General features: G+C 61.9%; 17 protein-coding genes and 4 pseudogenes. 17 read left to right on the forward strand and 4 right to left on the reverse strand.

The window, feature by feature from the left end; genetic code table 11:
* Positions 1 to 118: 118 nt before the first annotated feature.
* From HGP13_RS36605 to HGP13_RS36620, 4 genes and pseudogenes are all read left to right on the forward strand, one after another.
* On the forward strand, positions 119 to 382 hold the full coding sequence (locus tag HGP13_RS36605; protein WP_172235106.1) for a hypothetical protein: 264 nt from the start codon (positions 119 to 121) through the stop codon (positions 380 to 382).
* Positions 383 to 469: 87 nt separating this feature from the next.
* Positions 470 to 1,039 (forward strand): annotated as a pseudogene (locus tag HGP13_RS36610) (radical SAM protein); the annotation flags it as partial.
* Positions 1,035 to 1,252 (forward strand): annotated as a pseudogene (locus tag HGP13_RS36615) (8-amino-7-oxononanoate synthase); the annotation flags it as partial. The pseudogenes HGP13_RS36610 and HGP13_RS36615, both read left to right, overlap by 5 nt.
* A gap of 65 nt (positions 1,253 to 1,317) precedes the next feature.
* A pseudogene (locus HGP13_RS36620) lies at positions 1,318 to 1,494 on the forward strand (AAA family ATPase); the annotation flags it as partial.
* A gap of 197 nt (positions 1,495 to 1,691) precedes the next feature.
* Here HGP13_RS36620 and HGP13_RS36625 read toward each other — a convergent pair.
* Complete coding sequence (locus HGP13_RS36625; RefSeq protein ID WP_172235107.1) at positions 1,692 to 4,076, reverse strand: 1-deoxy-D-xylulose-5-phosphate synthase N-terminal domain-containing protein; 2,385 nt, start codon at positions 4,074 to 4,076, stop codon at positions 1,692 to 1,694.
* A gap of 128 nt (positions 4,077 to 4,204) precedes the next feature.
* Here HGP13_RS36625 and HGP13_RS36630 point away from each other — a divergent pair, with 128 nt between their 5' ends.
* A complete protein-coding gene (locus tag HGP13_RS36630) occupies positions 4,205 to 4,672 on the forward strand; it encodes an Lrp/AsnC family transcriptional regulator (RefSeq protein WP_172235108.1) in 468 nt (155 codons plus the stop codon).
* A 221-nt stretch (positions 4,673 to 4,893) separates the two neighbouring features.
* Here HGP13_RS36630 and HGP13_RS36635 read toward each other — a convergent pair.
* Positions 4,894 to 5,302 (reverse strand): annotated as a pseudogene (locus HGP13_RS36635) (transposase); the annotation flags it as partial.
* On the opposite strand from HGP13_RS36635, the gene HGP13_RS38450 reads away from it, so the two are divergent.
* From HGP13_RS38450 to HGP13_RS38460, 3 genes are all read left to right on the forward strand, one after another.
* Entirely contained in the window at positions 5,196 to 5,546 is a 351-nt protein-coding gene (locus tag HGP13_RS38450) for a hypothetical protein (protein ID WP_246707541.1), read from the forward strand. The pseudogene HGP13_RS36635 and the gene HGP13_RS38450 overlap by 107 nt on opposite strands.
* 135 nt (positions 5,547 to 5,681) lie before the next feature.
* Positions 5,682 to 5,897 carry a hypothetical protein gene (locus tag HGP13_RS38455; RefSeq protein WP_246707533.1) on the forward strand — a complete coding sequence of 72 codons (216 nt, stop codon included), beginning with the start codon at positions 5,682 to 5,684 and terminating at the stop codon, positions 5,895 to 5,897.
* Between the two features lie 40 nt (positions 5,898 to 5,937).
* Positions 5,938 to 6,213: a transposase gene (locus HGP13_RS38460; protein ID WP_246707534.1), complete on the forward strand. Its 276-nt coding sequence runs from the start codon at positions 5,938 to 5,940 to the stop codon at positions 6,211 to 6,213.
* Positions 6,214 to 6,471: 258 nt separating this feature from the next.
* Here HGP13_RS38460 and HGP13_RS36645 read toward each other — a convergent pair whose 3' ends face one another.
* Positions 6,472 to 7,884: a helix-turn-helix transcriptional regulator gene (locus tag HGP13_RS36645; protein ID WP_172235109.1), complete on the reverse strand. Its 1,413-nt coding sequence runs from the start codon at positions 7,882 to 7,884 to the stop codon at positions 6,472 to 6,474.
* A gap of 212 nt (positions 7,885 to 8,096) precedes the next feature.
* On the opposite strand from HGP13_RS36645, the gene HGP13_RS36650 reads away from it, so the two are divergent.
* From HGP13_RS36650 to panD, 9 genes are all read left to right on the forward strand, one after another.
* Positions 8,097 to 9,629, forward strand: coding sequence for an acyl-CoA carboxylase subunit beta (locus tag HGP13_RS36650; RefSeq protein WP_172235110.1), 1,533 nt, complete (start codon positions 8,097 to 8,099; stop codon positions 9,627 to 9,629).
* Positions 9,630 to 9,639: 10 nt separating this feature from the next.
* A complete protein-coding gene (locus tag HGP13_RS36655) occupies positions 9,640 to 11,643 on the forward strand; it encodes an acetyl/propionyl/methylcrotonyl-CoA carboxylase subunit alpha (protein WP_172235111.1) in 2,004 nt (667 codons plus the stop codon).
* A complete protein-coding gene (gene scpA, locus HGP13_RS36660) occupies positions 11,643 to 13,781 on the forward strand; it encodes a methylmalonyl-CoA mutase (protein WP_172235112.1) in 2,139 nt (712 codons plus the stop codon). The genes HGP13_RS36655 and scpA overlap by 1 nt, the downstream gene beginning before the upstream one ends.
* Positions 13,782 to 14,056: 275 nt before the next feature.
* Positions 14,057 to 15,022, forward strand: coding sequence for a biotin synthase BioB (gene bioB, locus HGP13_RS36665; RefSeq protein WP_172235113.1), 966 nt, complete (start codon positions 14,057 to 14,059; stop codon positions 15,020 to 15,022).
* A complete protein-coding gene (locus HGP13_RS36670; protein WP_172235114.1) occupies positions 15,019 to 16,161 on the forward strand; it encodes an 8-amino-7-oxononanoate synthase in 1,143 nt (380 codons plus the stop codon). Before bioB ends, HGP13_RS36670 begins: the two co-directional genes overlap by 4 nt.
* Entirely contained in the window at positions 16,158 to 16,796 is a 639-nt protein-coding gene (gene bioD, locus HGP13_RS36675) for a dethiobiotin synthase (protein WP_172235115.1), read from the forward strand. The genes HGP13_RS36670 and bioD overlap by 4 nt, the downstream gene beginning before the upstream one ends.
* Positions 16,793 to 18,058, forward strand: a complete 1,266-nt coding sequence (locus tag HGP13_RS36680; RefSeq protein WP_172235116.1) for an adenosylmethionine--8-amino-7-oxononanoate transaminase — start codon at positions 16,793 to 16,795, stop codon at positions 18,056 to 18,058. Before bioD ends, HGP13_RS36680 begins: the two co-directional genes overlap by 4 nt.
* Positions 18,055 to 19,038 carry a beta-ketoacyl-ACP synthase III gene (locus HGP13_RS36685; protein WP_172235117.1) on the forward strand — a complete coding sequence of 328 codons (984 nt, stop codon included), beginning with the start codon at positions 18,055 to 18,057 and terminating at the stop codon, positions 19,036 to 19,038. Before HGP13_RS36680 ends, HGP13_RS36685 begins: the two co-directional genes overlap by 4 nt.
* Positions 19,039 to 19,102: 64 nt before the next feature.
* Positions 19,103 to 19,555: an aspartate 1-decarboxylase gene (gene panD, locus HGP13_RS36690; RefSeq protein WP_172235118.1), complete on the forward strand. Its 453-nt coding sequence runs from the start codon at positions 19,103 to 19,105 to the stop codon at positions 19,553 to 19,555.
* Positions 19,556 to 19,745: 190 nt separating this feature from the next.
* Here panD and HGP13_RS36695 read toward each other — a convergent pair whose 3' ends face one another.
* Positions 19,746 to 21,398, reverse strand: a complete 1,653-nt coding sequence (locus HGP13_RS36695) for an MFS transporter (protein ID WP_172235119.1) — start codon at positions 21,396 to 21,398, stop codon at positions 19,746 to 19,748.
* Positions 21,399 to 21,850: the final 452 nt, after the last annotated feature.

Consider the following 21,850-nt stretch of genomic DNA (forward strand, 5'->3'; position numbering starts at 1 on the left):
CATGATCCGCTCTTGCCGGGAATGGGCGAGTGGCAAGCTGGCCAGCACCACTCCTGCAGGTGCCTCCATGCAAGGGTGCGGGCTGCCAGGCGACGATCCAGATTGGCGAGGGGGAGAGATGACGGAGAATGAACTAACAAAAGCCCGCGGCGAAGCACTTGGCGTTATCGTCTGCCGGCTCGACGAACTGCGCCAGATGGCCGCCTCTCACGGGCTGGAATTGCTCGGTTATCTGCTGGACGTCGCCTTCACCGAATCCTGCGACGCAATCAGAAGGGAGCGTTCCTGCGCTCGAGGCGAAACAATGGATGCAGCGGCCCGCGCTGACGAGACGTGGGTTGAGCCATTGCCGGCAGCAGCCAGGGCCTTCTGTTTTGAATGAAACCGGTAATCGCGCCTCCATATGGGGCACTTCTCGCTGCACAGGCTTGTCGACCAGCAACCCTGCAACGCTTCTGGTCAAGGACAGATGATTTTGGAGGACAAGGTGGATATCAAGCCCGAACTCACCCCGGACCTGACCTCGGACCCAATCGGTTGGGCGCTTCCGCCCTGGACGCGAGAGGAAGCCCAGACGGTCCACGACCTACCATTCAACGACCTGCTCTTCCGGGCCCAAACGGTCCATCGCGAGAATTTCGATCCCAACCGCGTGCAGCTGTCGCGCCTGCTCTCGATCAAGACCGGCGGCTGCCCGGAAGATTGCGGCTATTGCAGCCAGTCCTCGCATCATCAGTCCGGGCTCAAAGCGTCGAAACTGATGGAGGTTGAACGCGTCGTCGCCGAAGCCAGGAAGGCGCGTGACACTGGCGCCACGCGCTACTGCATGGGCGCCGCCTGGCGCAGTCCCAAGGAGCGCGACATGGAGACGGTGGTTGCCATGGTCGAGGGCGTAAGGGCGCTCGGCATGGAAACCTGCATGACGCTCGGCATGCTCGACCCGGGCCAGGCGCAGCGGCTCAAGCAGGCCGGCCTCGACTACTACAACCACAACATCGACACCTCCGAGCGCTACTACAGCGGGATCATCTCGACCCGACGGGCGTGGGCTCGCGCATGACCTCGAAGGCCGCGACAATGGGTTGTGCAAACCTGCGGCAAGGCGTTGGGGGCCTCACGCGCGCTGTGCGACTATCTCGTCAATCGCTGCCAGCCCTTCATCTACGCCACCGCGCCCTCGCCGCCGATGGCCGTGGCGGCTGCAACGGCGCTCGATATCATTAACGACGGGCCAGAGCGCCGTGAGCGGCTGAGTGTCGGCGAGGCCGACGTCTCGGCACTGTTCTAGGTGCTTGGCGAGGAATGGGAGCGCACGCCATGACAGTAAAGGTCGTCGTGACTGGCACCGACATCGGTATCGGCAAGACTGTGTTTTCGGCCGGGTTAGCTGGCCTACTCGACGGCTTCTACTGGAAACCAGTTCAGTCAGGTCTCGACGATGAGCCCGACAGCGAGGTCGTTGCCCCCGTCTCCGGCCCTCCGGCCGAGCGCGTCAATCCGGTCGAGCGGTCGATTGTCGGCAAGGTACCAGCGCAGGCCGGTAGGATGAACACGGTGCTCGAAATAACGGCCCTTGAACAAGACCGGCTCCTCAGAAACCGAAGTGCAGTCATGTCTGCAGCAGCTTACCGAATAGGCTGCGAAAAGACCTCATTTTTACCAATTTTCCCGGCTTTCATTTCAGGAACGCATTAGGACTTCCCATTTGTCAGACTAGACGCCGTGTCGGCGATAGATACTGCATCGATCCCGTAATGCCGGTAAAGGTCGCTCACCGAGCCCGTTTGACCGAAATGCTCTACCCCAAGACTGATCGTTTTGTGACCCATCACGCCACCCAGCCATGAGAGCGTTGCCGGGTGGCCGTCAATGACGGTGACAATCCTGCAATGGCGCGGCAATTTGCCTAGTAGGCGCTCAACGTGGCTCAGTGCATCCAGATTGCCACGGGCACGTTCGCGCTGGGCGGCTTGCCAACCGGCATTAAGGCGATCGGCCGAGGTGATTGACAGGACGCCGATGTCGCGCCGCCTGTCAGCTAGCATGCCTGCCGCTGCAATGGCCTCGGTTCCGATCGTACCCTGATAGGCAATGATGAGATCGGCATTGGAGCCGGGTTCTTTCAGCCAGGTCGCCCCATCGATCACCTCTTGGGCGAAACAGGTGTTCGGTTTGCGGCCCGGCTGCTCAATCTGGCGGGTGCTGAGGCGCAGGTAAACCGAGCCGCCGGTTTCGTCGCGCAGCCATGTGCGCTCGTCGGGATCGCCCTCCCCTTCACGCTGCAGGTAGTCAAAGGCCCACGCCATGATGATAGCAAGTTCGTCGGCGAAGGCCGGCTCAAAGCTCGCCAACCCGTCCTGGCTCATGCCGATCAGCGGCTGAGCGATCGACTGATGCGCACCGCCCTCGCTGGAAAGCGAAACGCCAGACGGCGTGCCGACGACGATGAAGCGGGCATCCTGGTAACACCCATAGTTCAAAGCATCCAAGCCGCGCGACACGAAAGGATCGTAAAGCGTACCGATCGGCAGTAGCCGCTCGCCGAACAGGGAATGGGAAAGCCCTGCCGCGCCCAACAATAGGAACAGGTTCATCTCGGCGATGCCGAGCTCGATGTGCTGGCCCTTAGGCGAGAAATCCCACTTCTGGGCGCTCGGGATGCGCTGGTCTCGGAAGATGTCAGTGAACTCCTGACGTGCGAACAGTCGGCGGCGATTGACCCACGGGCCGAGATTGGTCGAAACCGTCACGTCTGGCGAGGTCGTGACAATGCGGGCGGCGAGATCGCTGTCGGATTTGCCGATCGCGTCGAGAATACGGCCGAAGGCGGCCTGGGTCGAAATTTCGTCGCGCACTGCGGCAGGGCTTATGGCAACGGCCTGCGGAATGTCGACGCGTTCCGCGCGGTAGCGTCGCCGGCCCTTTGCAAAGAACGGCACCGATCCGAGGAAGGCCTGGATCTCTTCCGCAGAGCCATCCAGCCCCTCAAAGCGCTCCCATTCGCGAGCCGACCGGACCTTCATCTGCTCCTGAAAGGCCTGCATCTGTGCAGAGGTCATCAGCCCGGAATGATTGTCCTTGTGGCCGGCGAGCGGCGTACCATAGCCCTTTACAGTGTAGGCGATGAAGGCGGTCGGACGGTCGTGATCGATTCCGTTGAAGGTTTCGGTCAGAGTCTCTAGGCAGTGCCCGCCGAGATTATTCATCAGCTCCGACAGCTCGTTGTCGGAACGACGCTCGATCAGCGCACTCACCTTGCCTTGGTCGGCGAGATCGTCGAACAGGCGCTTGCGCCAAGCAGCACCGCCTTGGAACAACAGCGCCGAATAGAGCTGGTTGGGACAGGCGTCGATCCATTCCTTCAGTGCCTCGCCGCCGGGCTCTTCGAATGCAGCTCGCTGCAATGCACCGTACTTGAGCGTGATGACATTCCAGCCGAACGCCTTGAATACCATTTCAATGCGGTCGTAGAGACCCTCACGCACGACCCCGTCGAGACTCTGGCGGTTATAGTCGATGATCCACCAGCAATTGCGCAGGTCGTGTTTCCAGCCTTCCTGCAGCGCCTCGTAGACATTGCCCTCATCGAGTTCGGCGTCGCCGACTAGCGCGATCATCCGGCCGGGTTTATCACCGGTGGCGCTCCAGCCCTTGGCGGCGATATAGTCTTGGATCAATGAAGCGAAGGGCGTGATCCCGACACCGAGTCCGACGGATCCCGTCGAGAAATCGACATCGTCCACATCCTTCGTGCGGCTAGGGTATGACTGAGCACCGTGATAGCCGCGGAAGTTCTCCAGCTTCTCAAGCGTCTGATTTCCCATCAGATATTGGATCGCATGGAAGACCGGTGAGGCGTGAGGCTTGACGGCCACACGGTCCTGTGGCCGCAACACGTCGAAATAGAGTGCCGTCATTAGCGACACCATCGAGGCTGACGATGCCTGATGGCCGCCAACCTTGACGCCATCCACCTTCTCGCGCCGGTTCGCCTGGTCGATCATCCAGCAGGCGAGCCAGAGAGTCTTCTTTTCCAGTCGGCGAAGCATTTTAGGGTCACGGGTTGCCTTGGCCATTTCGCTGCGTCTCTCGCTGCAGTTTGTTCTTTGGCAATTTTACCGTCCCTTTGGCGCTATTTTCTTGCTATTCCCTCCCCAATCGGCAAATTCACGACAGAAGCTGCCACAATATGATCGGAATACAGATGACATCTGCCAAGCTAGATTCGATGGACCGCAGGATGCTGCGTGAATTGCAGGCCAATGCTCGGCTCACGAACCAAGAGCTGAGCGAGAAGGTAGGCCTTAGCCCGTCCCCATGCCTACGACGCCTGCGCCGATTGGAATCCGAGGGGATCATCACCGGCTACGCTGTGACACTTGACGAAGAAAAGCTGGGTCTTTCAGTGGCGCTTTTCATGTCAGTGAAGTTGGAGCGCCAAATCGATTCCGCACTCGTCGCCTTCGAAACCGAGATCAAGAAGCATCCGGAAGTTGTCGACTGTTGGCTGATGACGGGCGACAACGACTATCTCCTTCGAGTTTTGACATCCGGCTTGAAAGAGTATGAGACGTTTCTGACAGGGACGTTGACCAAAATTCCCGGAATCGCCTCCATCCAGTCTTCAATTTCACTTCGACGTGTGAAATCTTCAGGATCGGGTATCGTGTAGCGCACTTATCGAACACGACGACCGCTAGTCAGATAGGCTAGCTGTGAATAGCGACCGGGCGTGCGGGCAAATTCGGCGGGCATTCAAGTGCGCGGAGCATCTTTCATGTAGCCGTGTCACGTGGCAGCAAACGAATCGCCCAATCAAGTGAAGCAGCGATTAGATCGCCGGCGAAGAAGGCACCCCGCGCGAACGCTGCCGCCACAGACGCATCAGCGCGGGTCCTCGGCCGAAACCGGCCGAGGCTTGTAGTAGACCGTGCTGCGGGCCAGCTTTAGCACCTTCACCTGACGCACCACAGTCAGAGTGTGGTCGCGGTCGATCATCGCTTTGCGCTCAGCAGGCCGGCCTTGCGTGAGCGCGCCGGACAAAAAACGTTCCCAGCGCCAGCTCATCGATCTTGGCGTGCAACGCCTTCAAATCGACCGGCGCCTCGCTCGAACCCGCCTTGTCCTGCCCGAACACGCCAGCGGGGCCTTCGAACAATTGGTTCTTCCAGATCGTAATCTGGTTCGGGTGAACGTTGAACAGCTGCGCCAGCTACGAACGCGTCTTCTCCCCCTTTACCGCGGCCAACGCCACCTTCGCATTGAATGCCGGTGAATGCGTCCGGCGGCTTCTCTTCGTCATCTCAACTCCTGATTCCCGGCGAGAATCCTCTCTCTTCCGCCGTGTCTGGTTGGTTTTGGAGGCGTGCGGCGGCTCGCATTATTGGGCGCGCGAGATCGCGGCGCTCGGTCACGACGTGCGTTTGATCCCGCCGATTTATGTGAAGCCCTTCGTGAAAATGGGCAAACGGAAGGCGCCGACGCCGAAGCGATCACCGAAGCCGTCACCGGCAAGACCATGCGTTCGTTCCGATCAAATCGGCTGATAAACAAGCGGCGGCCATGGTACTGAGGGCGCGCGCCCTTTTAATCCGCCAGCAAACTCAGGCGATCAACACCCTTCGCGGGCATTTGTCGGAGTTGGGCGTTATTGCCGCCCTCAGCACGCTAAAGTGGCTGCGTTGATCGAGATCGTGCGGGACGAGGAGGACGTTTGCCTGCCAAAAGCCGCTCGATTGGCTTTGGCTGAAATCATCGATCAGATCGAGGCGCTGACGCGTCAAATCGACAAGCTCGAACGAGGGATCGTCGGCGAGGCGAAGCGCGACGAGGACATGCGACGGCTGACCAAAATTCCGGGCGTCGGAGCGATCACGCGGCTTCCGTCAAAGCGCTGATCCCGGATCCCCACGGGTTCAAATCCGGCCGTCACTTCGCCTGCTTGGGACTGACGCCAAAGCCCATTCGAGCGGCGGGAAGGCGCGGCTCGGCGGCGTATCGAAAATGGGCAACCCGACGCTCCGCTCGCTGCTCGTTTGTGGCGCGACATCGGTCTTGCTGCGCGTTAAGGGAAACGACAAAGCGCCGCGATGGCTAGTTGCCCTTTTAGCGCGGCGGTCGTCGCGATCGCGCTCGCACAAGATGGCGAGGATTATCTGGGCGCTGCTCACCAAGGGCGGGACTGGTGCGGCTAGCGGCGCAGCACGCGCCTGAGCCGGACGACGACCAAGACGGATTGGCCGGCGCGACAATGCGCTTACAGCGCGTCAGATTGATCAGCCCCCCGCATCGCGAATTTCATCGAGGCCAGCGGTCTTAGACCGCGCTGAAAAGCCGGACATATGACCGCACCTATCCCGCTGGATGAAATTCTGAAAAAGCGATTGCCCGCGTGGCCGTTCCGCATATGTCGCGCTATACCTACTGGTGAGGTATCCCTCCACACTCCGGAATCCTTGGCCGCTAAGATAATCAGCCAATGGTGTACGGCAATTCGCTGCGCCGGTTGTGATCCACCGTAATTCTGCTCTGAAGGGGCGGGATGGCGCGTTGAATGCAATCCATGCGCTCACAAATGCGACATGAAACCCCAATGGGGTCGAATGCCGAGCGGTTGGTGAAATCCATGCGGTCCGCATAGACGAAATCGCCTGCATAGGAAATTTCGCATCCGAGGGCGATGGCGTATCGCCGATGAGGAGAGGCAAATCCGCCTTCGGCCTTCACCACCTCGGTTGCGATGCTGAGATAGCGCACGCCATCCGGCGTCTCCGCCAGCTGACAGATCATGCGGCCGGGAGATTCGAAGGCCTGGTGGGCATTCCACAACGGGCATGCCGCGCCATAGCGCGCAAACTGCAATTTGGAGGCGCTGTGACGCTTGGTGATGTTGCCAGCACGGTCGATGCGCGCAAAAAAGACTGGGACGCCCTTCAGTCTAGCCCTTTGCAACGTCGAGAGGCGGTGAGCAACCTGTTCGAGGCTGGCGCCGAAACGGACCGCCAGGAGGTGCAGGTCATGTCGCAACTCCTTTGCTGCGACCAGGAACGGTCGGTATGGCAACATCAGCGCACCGGCAAAATAGTTCAGAAGACCAATCCGACAAATTTCTGAAGCTTCTGCGGTCCGAAAGCGGGCTCGCTCAATGAGCGCGTCGATCTGCCCGTGCTGCTCCAAGGCGCCAATCTGAAATGCCATCTGGAAACTACGCGTGGCCGCCGGCGAATAAGGATTCAGATAAAGTACCCGCGCGGAAGCATCGAAGAACCTGACCACCCGTTCGCCGTTGCCGGCGCGCGCTAGGCGGACCTTGTGATGTTCCTCGAGGTACTGGGACAAAGCGGTCCCCGCCTCGCCCTCGGGCAAACGAAGGGTTTTCGCCAGATGCTCGGCCGCCCGATCGAGCTCGTCGATATAGTTGTCGACGAAATGGAAAAAATCGCGAACCTCCTCATAGGGCGTCGGCTCCGACATGGCATTGTTGCGGACCAGCTGGTCGTCGAAGCTGGCAAGCTGTTCGCTGTTCCTGCGATACGCCTGGTGGCAGGCGATCAGCGCATGCGCGATCGAGGGCGCATTTTGCGCGATCAGCTTCAGTTCCTGCACGCCCGGTGTCAGACGGCCAAAGACCGGATCAGCGAGGGTCTCCCTCAGGACAGAAAGCAGCCGGTCGGCGTCGCTACCGCCGATAGACGCTATGTCGACCTGGAATTTCTCAGCCAATGCAAGAAGCACCGCGGCCGAGACCGGTCGCTGGTTGTTCTCGATTTGATTGAGATAACTGGTCGAGATCCCCAGCCGCTCGGCGAACGCCGACTGGGTAGCCTTGCTGGCGTCTCGCAGTTCGCGGACGCGACGGCCGATGAAGAGCTTGGCGTAGGCCATTTGCAAATTCGCATTTTTCTATTCGCAGTTTTATACATTCCACATCAACGCCCGGTCAACGCTTTCGCGCTCGTTGCCGACAAACTAATGCGAAGCGCAATTTATGGGAGAATGCCAATGTCGGCGGCAGCATACGTTTCGAGGAAAAGCCAGCTCGCCCTGATCGGGTTCTCAACGACAAATCGGGTCTTTGCAGCACAGGCCGTGCGCTGATGCGAGCCGTTCTTGAACAACTCGAGGCCCGCCGCCAGCAGGCCCGCCTCGGCGGCGGTCAAAAGCGCATCGACGCCCAGCACGCAAAAGGCAAGTTGACCGCCAGGGAACGACTGGACGTACTCCTCGATGAGGGCTCGTTCGAGGAATACGACATGTATGTCACCCACCGCGCGACCGACTTTGGCATGGCCGCTCAGAAGGTAGCGGGCGATGGCGTGGTGACTGGATGGGGCACCATCAACGGGCGGCTCGTCTATGTCTTTTCCCAAGACTTCACCGTCCTTGGCGGCTCGCTGTCGGAAACCCATGCCCAGAAAATCTGCAAGATCATGGACATGGCGGTGCGCAACGGCGCGCCGGTGATCGGTCTGAACGACAGCGGCGGCGCCCGCATCCAGGAGGGTGTGGATTCGCTGGCCGGCTATGCTGATGTCTTCAAGCGCAATGTCGATGCGTCCGGCGTCGTGCCGCAGATTTCCGTCATCATGGGGCCGTGCGCCGGCGGCGCGGTGTATTCGCCGGCAATGACCGACTTCATCTTCATGGTGCGCGACAGCTCCTACATGTTCGTGACTGGACCGGACGTGGTGAAGACGGTCACCAACGAGATCGTTACCGCCGAAGAACTGGGCGGCGCGCGCACCCATACGCAGAAGTCGTCGGTCGCCGACGGAGCGTTCGACAATGATATCGAGGCGCTGGAGGAAATCCGCCGACTGTTCGACTTCCTGCCGCTCAACAACCGCGAGAAGGCGCCGGTGCGCCCTTTCCACGACGATCCGTCGCGGCTGGAGATGCGCCTGGACACGCTGATCCCCGACAGCGCGGCGAAGCCCTACGACATGCGCGAACTGATCCTGGCGGTTGCGGACGAGGGCGATTTCTTCGAGATACAGGAAGCCTTCGCCCGAAACATCATAACCGGCTTCCTGCGCCTCGAGGGTCAAACGGTCGGCGTCATCGCCAACCAGCCGATGGTGCTGGCCGGCTGCCTGGACATCGATTCGTCGCGCAAAGCGGCGCGGTTCGTCCGCTTCTGCGACGCGTACTCCATTCCGATCCTGACTCTGGTGGACGTCCCAGGCTTCCTGCCCGGCACGGCACAGGAATATGGCGGGGTCATCAAGCATGGGGCGAAGCTGCTGTTCGCCTACGGCCAGGCCACCGTGCCGATGGTCACGCTGATCACCCGCAAGGCCTATGGCGGCGCCTACGACGTCATGGCGTCGAAGCATATCGGCGCGGACATCAACTATGCGTGGCCGACGGCCGAGATCGCCGTCATGGGCGCCAAGGGCGCGACCGAAATCCTTTACCGTTCGGAACTTGGCGACAAGGACAAGATCGCGGCGCGGACGAAGGATTACGAGGCGCGCTTCGCTAACCCGTTCGTCGCCGCCGAGCGCGGCTTCATCGATGAGGTGATCATGCCGCATTCGTCACGTAGGCGCATCGCCCGCGCCTTCGCGGCTTTGCGCGGCAAGAAGATCGACGCGCCGTGGAAGAAACACGACACGATACCGCTGTGATGAGGCCCTGATGTTCAAGAAAATCCTCATTGCCAATCGTGGCGAGATTGCCTGTCGGGTCATCAAGTCGGCCAAGAAACTCGGTATCAAGACGGTCGCCGTCTATTCGGATGCCGACCGCGAGGCGCTGCACGTCAAGATGGCCGACGAGGCCGTGCATATCGGCCCTGCGCCGTCCAGCCAGTCCTATATCGTGATTGCGAAGATACTCGACGCCATCGACGCGACGGGAGCCAACGCAGTGCATCCGGGCTACGGCTTCCTTTCGGAAAACGCCCATTTCGCCGAAGCGCTGAAAGCCAAAGCCGTGGCGTTCATCGGTCCGCCTCCGCGGGCGATCGAAGCCATGGGGGACAAGATCACCTCCAAGAAAATCGCGGCTGCGGCGGGAGTGTCGACGGTTCCGGGCCATATGGGACTGATCGCCGACGCCGACGAGGCGGTCAAGATTGCCGGCGAGATCGGCTATCCGGTCATGATCAAGGCGTCGGCCGGCGGCGGCGGCAAGGGCATGCGCATCGCCTGGAACGATACCGAGGCGCGCGAGGGCTTTCAATCATCGAAGAACGAGGCGAAGTCGTCCTTCGGCGACGACCGCATTTTCATCGAAAAGTTCGTCACCCAGCCGCGCCATATCGAAATCCAGATGCTGGGCGACCAACATGGCAATCTGATCTATCTCGGCGAGCGCGAATGCTCGATCCAGCGCCGCAACCAGAAGGTTATCGAGGAAGCGCCTTCGCCCTTCCTCGACGCCGAGACACGGCGAGCGATGGGCGAGCAGGCCGTCGCGCTGGCCAAGGCAGTCGGCTATTTCTCGGCCGGAACGGTCGAGTTCATCGTCGATGGCAGCCGCAAATTCTATTTCCTCGAAATGAACACGCGGCTGCAGGTTGAGCATCCGGTGACCGAACTGATCACCGGCGTCGACCTTGTCGAGGAGATGATCCGCGTCGCTGCCGGCGAACCGCTTCGCTTGCGGCAAGCAGATGTCCGTCTCGACGGCTGGGCGATCGAAAGCCGTCTCTATGCCGAGGATCCCTATCGCAGCTTCCTGCCGTCGATCGGACGCCTGACGCGCTATCAGCCGCCGGTCGAAGGCCAGCGCGAGGGCGGCACTATTGTCCGCAACGATACCGGCGTCTTCGAAGGCGGCGAAATCTCGATGTATTACGATCCGATGATCGCCAAGCTGTGCACCTGGGCTCCTGATCGGCTGACTGCGATCGACGCGATGGCACGAGCGCTCGACGATTTCGAGGTCGAGGGTATCGGCCACAATCTGCCTTTCCTGTCGGCGGTGATGGAGCACCAGCGCTTTCGCGAGGGACGGCTAACCACCGCCTTCATAGCCGAAGAATTCCCGGACGGGTTTACCGGCGTGCATCCGACTGAGGCGGCGGCCCGGAGCCTCGCGGCAGTCGCAGCAATCCTGAATCTGCGCCAGCAGAAGCGCGGCGTGCTGATTTCCGGAGCTCTGGCCAATCATCCGCGCAAGGTTGGCCGCGACTGGGTGGCCACGCTCGCCGGTTTTTCCTTCGCGCTTTCGACGCGTGAGGAGGGTGGCAAGGTGATCGTCAGCTTCGAGGACGGTTTCTCGCATGCCATATCGAGCGACTGGCTGCCAGGCCGCAGCCATGCGGCGTTCATCGTCGATGGCAAGCGCGTTGGCGTGAAGACCAGCACCCACGGCGCCGGCTGGCGGCTGCGCCAGGGCGGCATGGACGAGATCGTCCATGTGCGCAGCCCCCGCGTGGCGCAACTTGCGAGACTGATGCCGAAGAAGCTGCCGCCGGACATTTCGAAGATGCTGCTCTGTCCGATGCCAGGGGTGGTCACCGCCATCGCCGTTAACGAAGGTGATACCGTCGAGGCCGGCCAGTCGCTGGCGACCGTCGAAGCGATGAAGATGGAAAATGTGCTGCGCGCCGAGCGGCGGGGCGTCGTCAAGCGGATCGCCGCTATGGCCGGCGCGACCATGGCCGTCGATGAGCCAATCATGGAATTCGAGTGATGAGCGATCCAGACCTCGCTGACTGGCGCCGTCTCGCCGAAGGAGAGCTGAAAGCCTCGCCCGACGCGCTCGCGTGGGAAACGCCGGAAGGCATTCGGGTCAAGCCCCTCTACACGGCCGATGACGTCAAAGGGATCGGTCATCTGGACACGCTCCCAGGCATTAAGCCCTTTGTGCGCGGGCCGCGCGCCACCATGTATGCCGGCCGGCCATGGACAATCCGGCAATATGCGGGCTTCTCGACGGCGGAAGCCTCTAACGCCTTCTACCGGAAGGCGCTGGCCGCGGGTCAGCAAGGCGTGTCGGTGGCCTTCGACCTTGCAACCCACCGCGGCTATGACAGCGACCATCCACGCGTCGAGGGAGATGTCGGCAAGGCCGGCGTGGCGATCGATTCCGTCGAGGACATGAAGATCCTGTTCGACGCCATTCCGCTCGACAAGGTCTCTGTATCAATGACCATGAATGGCGCGGTGATACCGATCCTGGCCAGTTTCATCGTGGCCGGCGAGGAACAAGGGGTATCGCGGGCGCAGCTTTCCGGGACCATCCAGAACGACATCCTCAAGGAGTTCATGGTCCGCAATACCTACATCTATCCGCCCGAGCCCTCGATGCGGATCGTCGCCGACATCATCGAATATACTGCGAAGGAGATGCCGAAGTTCAACTCGATCTCGATCTCCGGCTATCACATGCAGGAGGCCGGGGCGACACTGATGCAGGAACTTGCCTTCACGCTGGCCGACGGGCGCGAATATGTCCGGGCTGCCCTGAACAAGGGGCTCGATGTCGACGAGTTCGCCGGACGGCTCTCCTTCTTCTTCGCGGTCGGCATGAACTTCTTCATGGAGGCAGCCAAGCTGCGGGCCGCGCGGCTCCTGTGGACCCGCATCATGGAGGAGTTCCAGCCGAAGAAAGCCTCGTCGCTAATGCTGCGCACCCATTGCCAGACGTCCGGCGTGTCGCTGCAGGAGCAGGATCCTTACAACAACATCGTGCGTACCGCATACGAGGCGCTTGCTGCCGTGCTTGGGGGCACGCAGAGCTTGCACACAAATTCCTTCGACGAAGCGATCGCGCTGCCGACCGAGTTCTCGGCCCGCATCGCACGCAACACGCAACTGATCCTGCAGCACGAGACAGGCGTGACCAAGGTCGTGGATCCGCTGGCGGGGTCTTATTATGTCGAGAGCCTCACGAACGAACTGGCGCAGAATGCGTGGGCGCTCATCGAGGAGATCGAGGCCATGGGCGGCATGACCAAGGCCGTCATCGAAGGCCTGCCAAAGCGCCTGATTGAGACGGCTGCCACCCGGCGCCAGGCGGCGGTTGATCGTGGCGACGAGGTGATCGTTGGCGTCAACAAATATCGCCTCGAGACTGAAGACCAAATCGATGTCCTGGACATCGACAATGCGGCAGTGCGCGAGGCGCAGGTCAGTCGCATTCAAAGGACAAAGCGTCAACGCGATCCCAAGCGCGTGGATGCAGCCCTTGCCGCACTTGGCATGACCGCAGCCGGCGGCAAGGGCAATATTCTGACGGCGGCTGTCGAAGCGGCGCGCGCCCGCGCGACGGTGGGGGAGATTTCCGACACACTGCGCCGCGCCTTCGGAGATCATGCGGCTGTCCCCGATGTGATCTCAAATGTTTATGGCGCGGCCTTCGTTAATGAGCCGGAATACGAGACTATGATCTCTCGCGTCGAACAGGTCTCCGTGGCACTCGGCAGACGCCCGAAACTGATGGTCGCCAAGCTTGGCCAGGATGGTCACGATCGGGGCGCCAAGGTGATCGCATCAGCTTTCGGCGATCTTGGTTTCGAGGTGGTGGCTGGACCACTTTTCCAGACGCCGCAAGAAGCTGCCGACATGGCCCTGGCCACAAAAGTCCATGTTATCGGTGCGTCTTCGCTGGCGGCCGGACACAAGACGCTTCTGCCGCAGCTTGTCAATGAACTCAAGGCCAAAGGCGCGGAGAACATCATCGTCATTTGCGGCGGCGTGGTACCGCGCCAAGATTATCAATTCCTGATGGAGCATGGGGTTTCCGCTGTATTTGGACCTGGAACAGCTATCCTGGATGCCGCGCGTGCGGTCCTCGACCTTCTGGAGGGCAAACGCCGTAACCAATGAGCATTTTTGTCGGGCCTGTTTCCTAAATCGCCTGGGCTGGGGCATCAGTCGGGAGCAGATGTGTTTGGCCGACTGTAATTGAAGTGAAGAACGGCCCCCCATTGAGCGACCGCTAATGTGCTTTCGCACGGTTTTGCGCTCGGGAGAGATGGGCGCGCAGCCCTCAGCTTGACAGTGCGGCGTCATGCAATTGGGGACTGGAAAACCAAGCAGAATGCCGTAAGGAGAGCTGCTTCTTTGACAAGGGGAACACAACGTTGCAGGAAGGATCGCGGATGAGTTCCGAACGTACCCGCCGGCTCTGGACATTGACGGACGCTCGCGCGCTCTATGACATACCCTTCAACGACCTGCTCTTCCGGGCCCAGACGGTCCATCGCGAGAATTTCGATCCCAACCGCGTGCAGCTGTCGCGCCTGCTCTCGATCAAGACCGGCGGCTGCCCGGAAGATTGCGGCTATTGCAGCCAGTCGGCGCATCACCAGTCCGGGCTCAAGGCGTCGAAGCTGATGGAGGTTGAACGCGTCGTCGCCGAGGCCAAAAAGGCGCGTGACGCTGGCGCCACGCGCTACTGCATGGGCGCCGCCTGGCGCAGTCCCAAGGAGCGCGACATGGACGCGGTGGTCGCCATGGTCGAGGGCGTGAGGGCGCTCGGCATGGAGACCTGCATGACGCTCGGCATGCTCGATCCGGGCCAGGCGCAGCGGCTCAAGCAAGCCGGCCTCGACTACTACAACCACAACATCGACACCTCCGAGCGCTACTACAGCGAGGTCATCTCGACCCGGACTTTTGCCGACAGGCTGGACACACTCGCCAATGTCCGCGACAGCGGCATCAAGGTCTGCTGCGGCGGCATCGTCGGCATGGGCGAGGAGAAGGCCGACCGCATCGACATGCTGTTGACGCTGGCCAACCTGCCCGAGCCGCCTGACAGCGTGCCGATCAACATGCTGATCCCGATCGAGGGCACGCCGCTCGGCGAGGCCGAGCCCATCGAACCGATCGAATTCGTGCGCACGATCGCGCTTGCCCGCATTATGATGCCGAAATCACATGTACGGCTCTCGGCCGGCCGCACGGCGATGAGCGACGAGATGCAGGCGCTGTGCTTTTTCGCGGGCGCCAACTCCATCTTTGTCGGCGATACCTTGCTGACCGCCGAAAATCCGGCCGAGGACAAGGACAGCGCTTTGTTCCGCCGACTGGGCATCAAACCTTTTGCGCGCGAAGCCCAGTGAACGGACGAGTCTTGCTCGAGCGTTACGAGGCGGGCCTGCGCGGGCTGGCCCGCAAAAACCGGTTGCGGACCCTGAGCAGCCGTTCGGGGCTCGATTTCGCTTCCAACGATTATCTCGGCCTCGCACGCTCGAAGCGCATGGCCGACGCGGTCGCGGCAGCACTCGCCGCCGGAACTCCCGTCGGGGCGACAGGCTCGCGGCTGTTGCGCGGCAATGATCCCGAACACGAGGCGCTGGAAGCCAAGGCAGCAAAATTCTTCGGCGCCGAGCGCGCGCTGTTCTTCGGCGGCGGCTATGTCGCCAATTTCGCGGTGCTCACCACCTTGCCGCAGAAGGGCGACCTGATCGTGCTGGACAAGCTCGCCCATGCCAGCGCGCATGAGGGGGCGCGCACCGGCCGCGCCGAAATGACGGAAGCCGCGCACAACGATGCGGCCGCCGTGGACGACGCAATCCGGGCATGGCGCGCGAAAGGTGGCGCTGGTCACGCCTGGATCGTCGTCGAGAGCCTCTACAGCATGGACGGCGACCGGGCGCCGCTTGGCGAACTGATCGCGGTCGCGGACCGCCACGATGCCTTCCTGTTCGTCGACGAGGCGCACGCCACCGGCGTCTTGGGCCCGGACGGGCGCGGGCTCGCGCACGACCTTGAAGGCCGTGACAATATCGTGGTCTTGCACACCTGCGGCAAGGCGCTGGGCGCCTCAGGCGCGCTGGTCACCGCGCCACGCGTGCTGTGCGACTATCTCGTCAACCGCTGCCGTCCCTTCATCTACGCCACCGCGCCCTCGCCGCTGATGGCCGTGGCGGCGGCAACGGCGCTCGATATCATTGCCGATGAGCCAGAGCGCCGTGAGCGGCTGGCGAGGCTCGTCGCACTTGCAGGCAAGAGGGCCGGGAAGCTGGGCCTGCCCGCGAGCGGTTCGCAGATCCTGCCGATCATCGTCGGCGACAATTCCCGCGCCATGGCGCTGGCGCAGGCTTTGCAGGCGCGCGGTTTCGACGTGCGCGGCATCCGCCCGCCAACTGTGCCCGAGGGGACGGCGAGGCTGCGGGTGTCGCTGACGCTGAATGTCAGCGAAGACAATGTTTCGGCGCTGTTCGATGCGCTTGCCGAGGAATGGGAGCGCGCGCGATGACCGTGCAAGTCGTCGTAACCGGCACCGACACCGGCATCGGCAAGACCGTGTTTGCGGCCGGTCTGGCGGGCCTGCTCGACGGCTTCTACTGGAAGCCGGTTCAATCAGGTCTTGATGAGGAGACCGACAGCGAGGTCGTCGCCCGGCTTTCGGACCTGCCTTCAGGACGCGTCCTGCCGGAAGTGTACCGTCTGAAGAGGCCTCTGTCGCCGCATCGGTCGGCCGAACTCGATGGCGTTGCGATCGAGGCAGCAAAGCTCTCGCTTCCGGAGTTAACGGGCCCGCTCATCATCGAAGGCGCCGGCGGGCTGATGGTGCCGCTCAATCGGCAGACCAGGTTCGTTGATGTGTTTCAGGAATGGCAGCTGCCGGTCATTCTTTGCGCCCGCACGGCGCTCGGCACCATCAACCACACCCTGCTTTCGCTCGAGGCCCTGCGCACCCGCTCCATACCGCTGCTCGGCATCGCCTTCATCGGCGAGGAGATGGCCGATACGGAAAGGACGATCGCCGAGATGGGCAAGGTGCGCGTGCTTGGCCGCTTGCCGCGTCTCGACCCGCTGACGCCTGAGGCGCTTTGCGCGGCCATGCGCGCCGCGTTCAGCGCCGCCGACTTCATGGAGATCCCACAGTGAGCCGCTCCGCTGTCTGGCACCCCTTCACACAGCATGCCACCGAGCCGGTGCCGCCGACGATCGTGCGCACCGAAGGCGCCTATGTTGAGACATGTGAGGGCAAGCGCATACTCGATGCGATCTCCTCCTGGTGGGTCGTCACCCACGGCCACCGTCACCCGAAGATCGTGGAGGCCATCCGCGACGCGACCGAGACACTCGATCAGGTGATCTTTGCCGGCCTCAGCCACGAGCCGGCCGAGCGACTGGCCTCAGCATTGGTCGACATGGCGCCGGCGGGCCTCGACTGGGTCTTCTATTCCGACAGCGGCTCGACCAGCGTCGAGGTGGCGCTGAAAATGGCGCTGGGGTTCCACCGCAACAATGGCTTCCCGCGCGCCCGCATCGTCGTCATGGAGGACAGCTACCATGGCGACACGTTCGGGACGATGAGCGTCGGCGCGCGTGGCGTCTTCAATGCCGCTTACGAGCCCCTGCTGTTCGAGGTCGACGCCATCCCCTTCCCCGCCGCGGGCCGGGAGCAGCAAACGCTCGATGCCTTCGAACGGCTCACGCGCCACAGCAAGGCTGCCGCGTTGATTGTCGAGCCGCTGGTGCTCGGCGCCGGCGGCATGCGGATGTATCCGGCTTCAGTTCTTGCTGAACTCAAACGCATTGCCGAGCGCTCCGAAACGCTTTTCATCGCCGACGAGGTCATGACCGGCTGGGGCCGCACCGGCACGATGTTCGCCTGCGAACAGGCGGGAATTGCGCCCGACATATTGTGCACCTCCAAGGGACTGACGGGCGGCTCGCTGCCGCTCGCGGCGACGCTCGCCACCGATGCGATTTTTCGCGCGCATTATTCCACGGATCGTACAAAGACCTTCTTCCATTCGAGTTCCTATACAGCGAACCCGATCGCCTGCGCGGCGGCACTGGCAAATGTCGGCATCTGGAACGATGAGCCGGTAGCAGAACGCGTGGCCGCCCTGTCGAAGATGCAGGCGCAGAAGATTGCGCGGTTCAAGAGGGATGCGCGTTTCGAGAATGTGCGCACGACCGGCACCGTCGCCGCGCTCGACCTCAGCGTCAGCAATGCCGGTTATCTGGCCGAGGTCGGGCCGAGGCTGCGCGCCTTCTTCCTCGAGCGCGAAATGCTGTTAAGACCGCTCGGCAACGTCATCTACGTGCTGCCGCCATACTGTGTGACATCGGATGAACTCGACCGCCTCTACGCAGCCATCGATGAGGCGGCGGGGCTTGCGGGTGACAAGAGATGAACCGCACTGCACGCATCATAGGCCTTGGCCATCACGTGCCGGCTCGAAAAGTCGACAATGCCGAGATCGAGGAACAACTCGGTCTGGACCCGGGCTGGATCGAGGGACGAACCGGCATCCGCTCGCGTTTCTGGGCGGAGCCAGGCGACACACTATCCGGGCTGGCGGCCAAGGCAGGCGACATGGCGCTTAAGGCTGCCGGTCTCGACCGCGAAGAGATCGGCCTGCTCCTGCTCGCCACGTCGACGCCTGACCACCTGCTGCCGCCGAGCGCGCCGCTGGTGGCGCACAGGCTCGGCCTCGAAAGGGCCGGCGGGGTCGACCTGGCCGGCGCCTGCGCCGGCTTCGTCTACGCCATGACCTTCGCCGACGGCTTTGTGCGCCTGCACAACAAGCCGGCCATCGTCATCGCGGCCAACATCTTGAGCCGTCGGATCAATCCGGCCGAGCGGGCGAGCGCCGTGCTGTTCGCCGATGCCGCGGGAGCGGTGGTGCTGGCCCCGGCAATCGATCCCGGTATCGGCATCCTCGGCTCCTCCTTTGCCGCGGACGGTTCCGCCTACGGCTTGATCCACATCCCCGCCGGCGGCAGCAACCGTCCGTTCGCGCAAGAGATCGACATCGCCGAAACCCGCATGACCATTGCGAACGGCCGCGAAGTCTTCGCCAAGGCGGTCGAGATGATGAGCCGCTGTTCCCTGGAGGCGCTGGCGGCGGCCGGCCTGGCCAGTTCAGACGTCGCCCGTTTCGTGCCGCACCAGGCAAATGCCCGGATTTTCAACGCCGTCGGCAAGTCGCTCGGCATCGAGGACGAACGCATCGTCAAAACGATCGCCGACTACGGAAACTCTTCGGCTGCAACCATTCCTCTGTCGCTGTCGATCACCCACCGTGACAAGCCTATCCGGCGGGGCGAGAAGCTGCTGCTGGCGGCGGCCGGCGCAGGCCTTACCGGCGGGGCGCTGGTGATTGGAATGTAGGCGGTGGCCATCAACTGCTCGAGAGGCAGTTACCCGGATCAAGCTCATCAAGAGGACCAGCATCATGCGAAAGATAGTCGCCGGCAAGCTCCACGGACTTTATGTCACCGAGGCGAACCTGAACTATCACGGGTCGATAACGCTCGATCCAGCCCACTGCGAGGCGGCTGGCATCCTGCCAATGGAATTTGTCGAGATATGGAACAAGAATTCCGGCGCGCGGATTTCGACATATGTGATCCTTGGCGAGCGGGGCTCTCGGTGCTGTGTTCTGAACGGCGCCGCCGCGCGGACGTGCCAGCCCGGCGACCAGATCATCGTCTGCAATTCGATCTACCTCGACGAAACCGCACTCACCTCGCTGAAACCACGGATCGTCACCTTTGATCAGGACAATCACATTCGTGACCGCCTGAGCTATTCGGTCGATGTCGACGCAAACGGCCGATACAGTTTCAGTATCCTCGACGAGACAAACGCGCCTGTGGCCATTCCTGCCCGAGCCGCCGGCGCATGACCTGGTCAAATTGTCCCAAGCTAAAGCCGCGACGCTGGGACGGGCCGAGCCGGGGCTCCACCGATCCAGGCGGACACTTGATCGAAGTTGTTGCGGTGAAATCAATCGGCCGACCGCAAGATCGGGGCCGAGCGGGAAAGCTTGGCTCGTCCTCAACGCAATTGCCCCTACCCGTTGCTCCCGCATGAGATCACCGTCGGAAAAAGAAACTTGTCGACTGATCCCGTTTGCGGGCCGCTCCGGTCGGGCGCTCAATCGCAAGCTTGGTGCGGGGTGGAAGCTCTCCCACATGCAATTCAAGGAGACGCTGGTCCAGCTCCTTGTCCGCCGCTGTGAGCCGATGGTTCAGGCGAAGGTAATCCATCCAGGTCGGCGTGCGGAATGTCTCTGTCCAATGCTGCGGCTCCTGCAGATCGCGCTGAAGGGTCCAGTGCCGCGCACCGACGCGGCTTTGCACCCGGCGTCGTTCCCGCATCTGATCCAGGAAGGCTTCCAGATTGGTCTCCGGTATCGAGTACTCGATCTTGACGACGATCGGGCCGCTTCTCGACTTCAGGTCCAGGGCGAGTTCGGGCGTTTCGAAGCCCGGGGAATCCTGGTCAGAATCTTTCCATTGATGAATTGGCAGCAGGAAGCCGGTGGCGGCAACCAACAGGAGAGCGCCAGCGGAGCATTCCAGCGCCAGGCTGAGCGAATAATTCTCAGCCAGCACGCCCCAGAGCCAACTGCCGGCCGCGATGCCGCCCGAGGAAAGGGCAGAGTAGATCGAAAGCGTGCGACCAACGACCCACCGTGGGCTCGACAATTGCACGCTCACGTCAAGCCCCGTCCAGGTGACGACCCAGCCCGCACCGCCAAGCGTCAGCGCAATAGTTGCCACCAGCAGTGAAGGAGTAAACGCAAGAGCCAGACAGCACGCCGCGCAGGCGATGCACGCCAACGTCGTCAATCGCTCCTGCGACAGCGACCGTCTCAGCACGTTGTTGGATATGCCGGCGCATAAGGCGCCCGCCCCAAATCCGGCCATCAGGGTGCCATAAGCTATCGGTCCTCCCCCCAGCTGATCGCGGGCGACCAGTGGCAGCAGCGCCAGTATCGAGATGCTTGTCAAGCCAAACAGAGTTCCGCGCGCGATTGCCGCCTTGATCTCTCCCGACAGTGCCGTGAAGCGCGCTCCATCATGAATGGCCGTGGTCATTGGCTCTCGGGGGAGAGGCGAAGAGCGACCACTCCATTTGCAGAGCCCTATCGCCCACAGCATCGTCAGGTAGGTCAGCGTCGCGATGGCGAAAGCCGTCAACGGTCCAAACGAGGCAACGACGACGCCGCCGAGCGCCGGACCAATGCTTCGCATGGCATTGTAGCCCACGGAGATCAGCGTGACCGCGGCCGGAACTTCTCGCTTTTGCAGGATGTCGCCAACCGAGGCGTGCCAAGCCGGATCCGTAAAGGCAGCGCCGCATCCGGCCAGGCAGCTGAAGGCGAGGATCATCCATGGATTGTAAAATCCCAGCCCCACAAGAGCAGTCAACGTTATCGACGACAAGGCTATCACGCACCAGCCGAGCGCCATCACTTTGCGACGGCTGAAATTGTCGGCAATGGCCCCGGCAAAAATCGACAGAATGAACACGGGCAGCGTCGTCGAGGTCTGCACCAGGGCGACCATCACGTCCGAGGTCGAGATGGTTGCCATAAGCCAGCTGACCGCGACGGTCTGCAGCAGCCAGCCCAGGCTGGACACCTGTGCGGCAAGCCAGATCACTCGAAAGGTGGGGTTCTCCAGCGGAGCAAACGTAGCCGACGAAACTGCAGCCGCGTCCGCGCGCGCTACCCTGCTCATTGGGCTGAGCCTCTCTGTTCGTGTAGAGGTTAAGTTGGAGATTTCCCTCAGCCCACTTGCCCATGGACAATGGCAGGATCAGGGCGTCACAGGGGATGGCACAACTTAATTTTCGATGGCTCCCAAAGGCCAAAGCGAAAACAGGTCGCAACGTATGGGAGCCCCATCGCATAGCGCTCCGCGACGCGAAAAATGCAGGATCGCGCTTGTCAGCGGCAAAGGTCATCACCGCAAAATTTCCTCGCAGATCGATGATGGGGATCGTCACACCACAGCAAATGCGGGAAACACGCCCCTTCGCAAAAGGACCTTCGCTTAGCTTCTGATAGCCCAATACCCGTTCGTCCAAAGCCCCATCGCATAGGGCATCCGCTGAAGGCGACGCGCACGATGAGGGATCGACCCTCTGGTGCTGGGGCTGAAGACAGCGCGCCGTCCAGGGCGCCGGACAA

Source organism: Mesorhizobium sp. NZP2077 (assembly GCF_013170805.1).
In the GTDB taxonomy this organism is placed as follows: Bacteria; Pseudomonadota; Alphaproteobacteria; order Rhizobiales; family Rhizobiaceae; genus Mesorhizobium.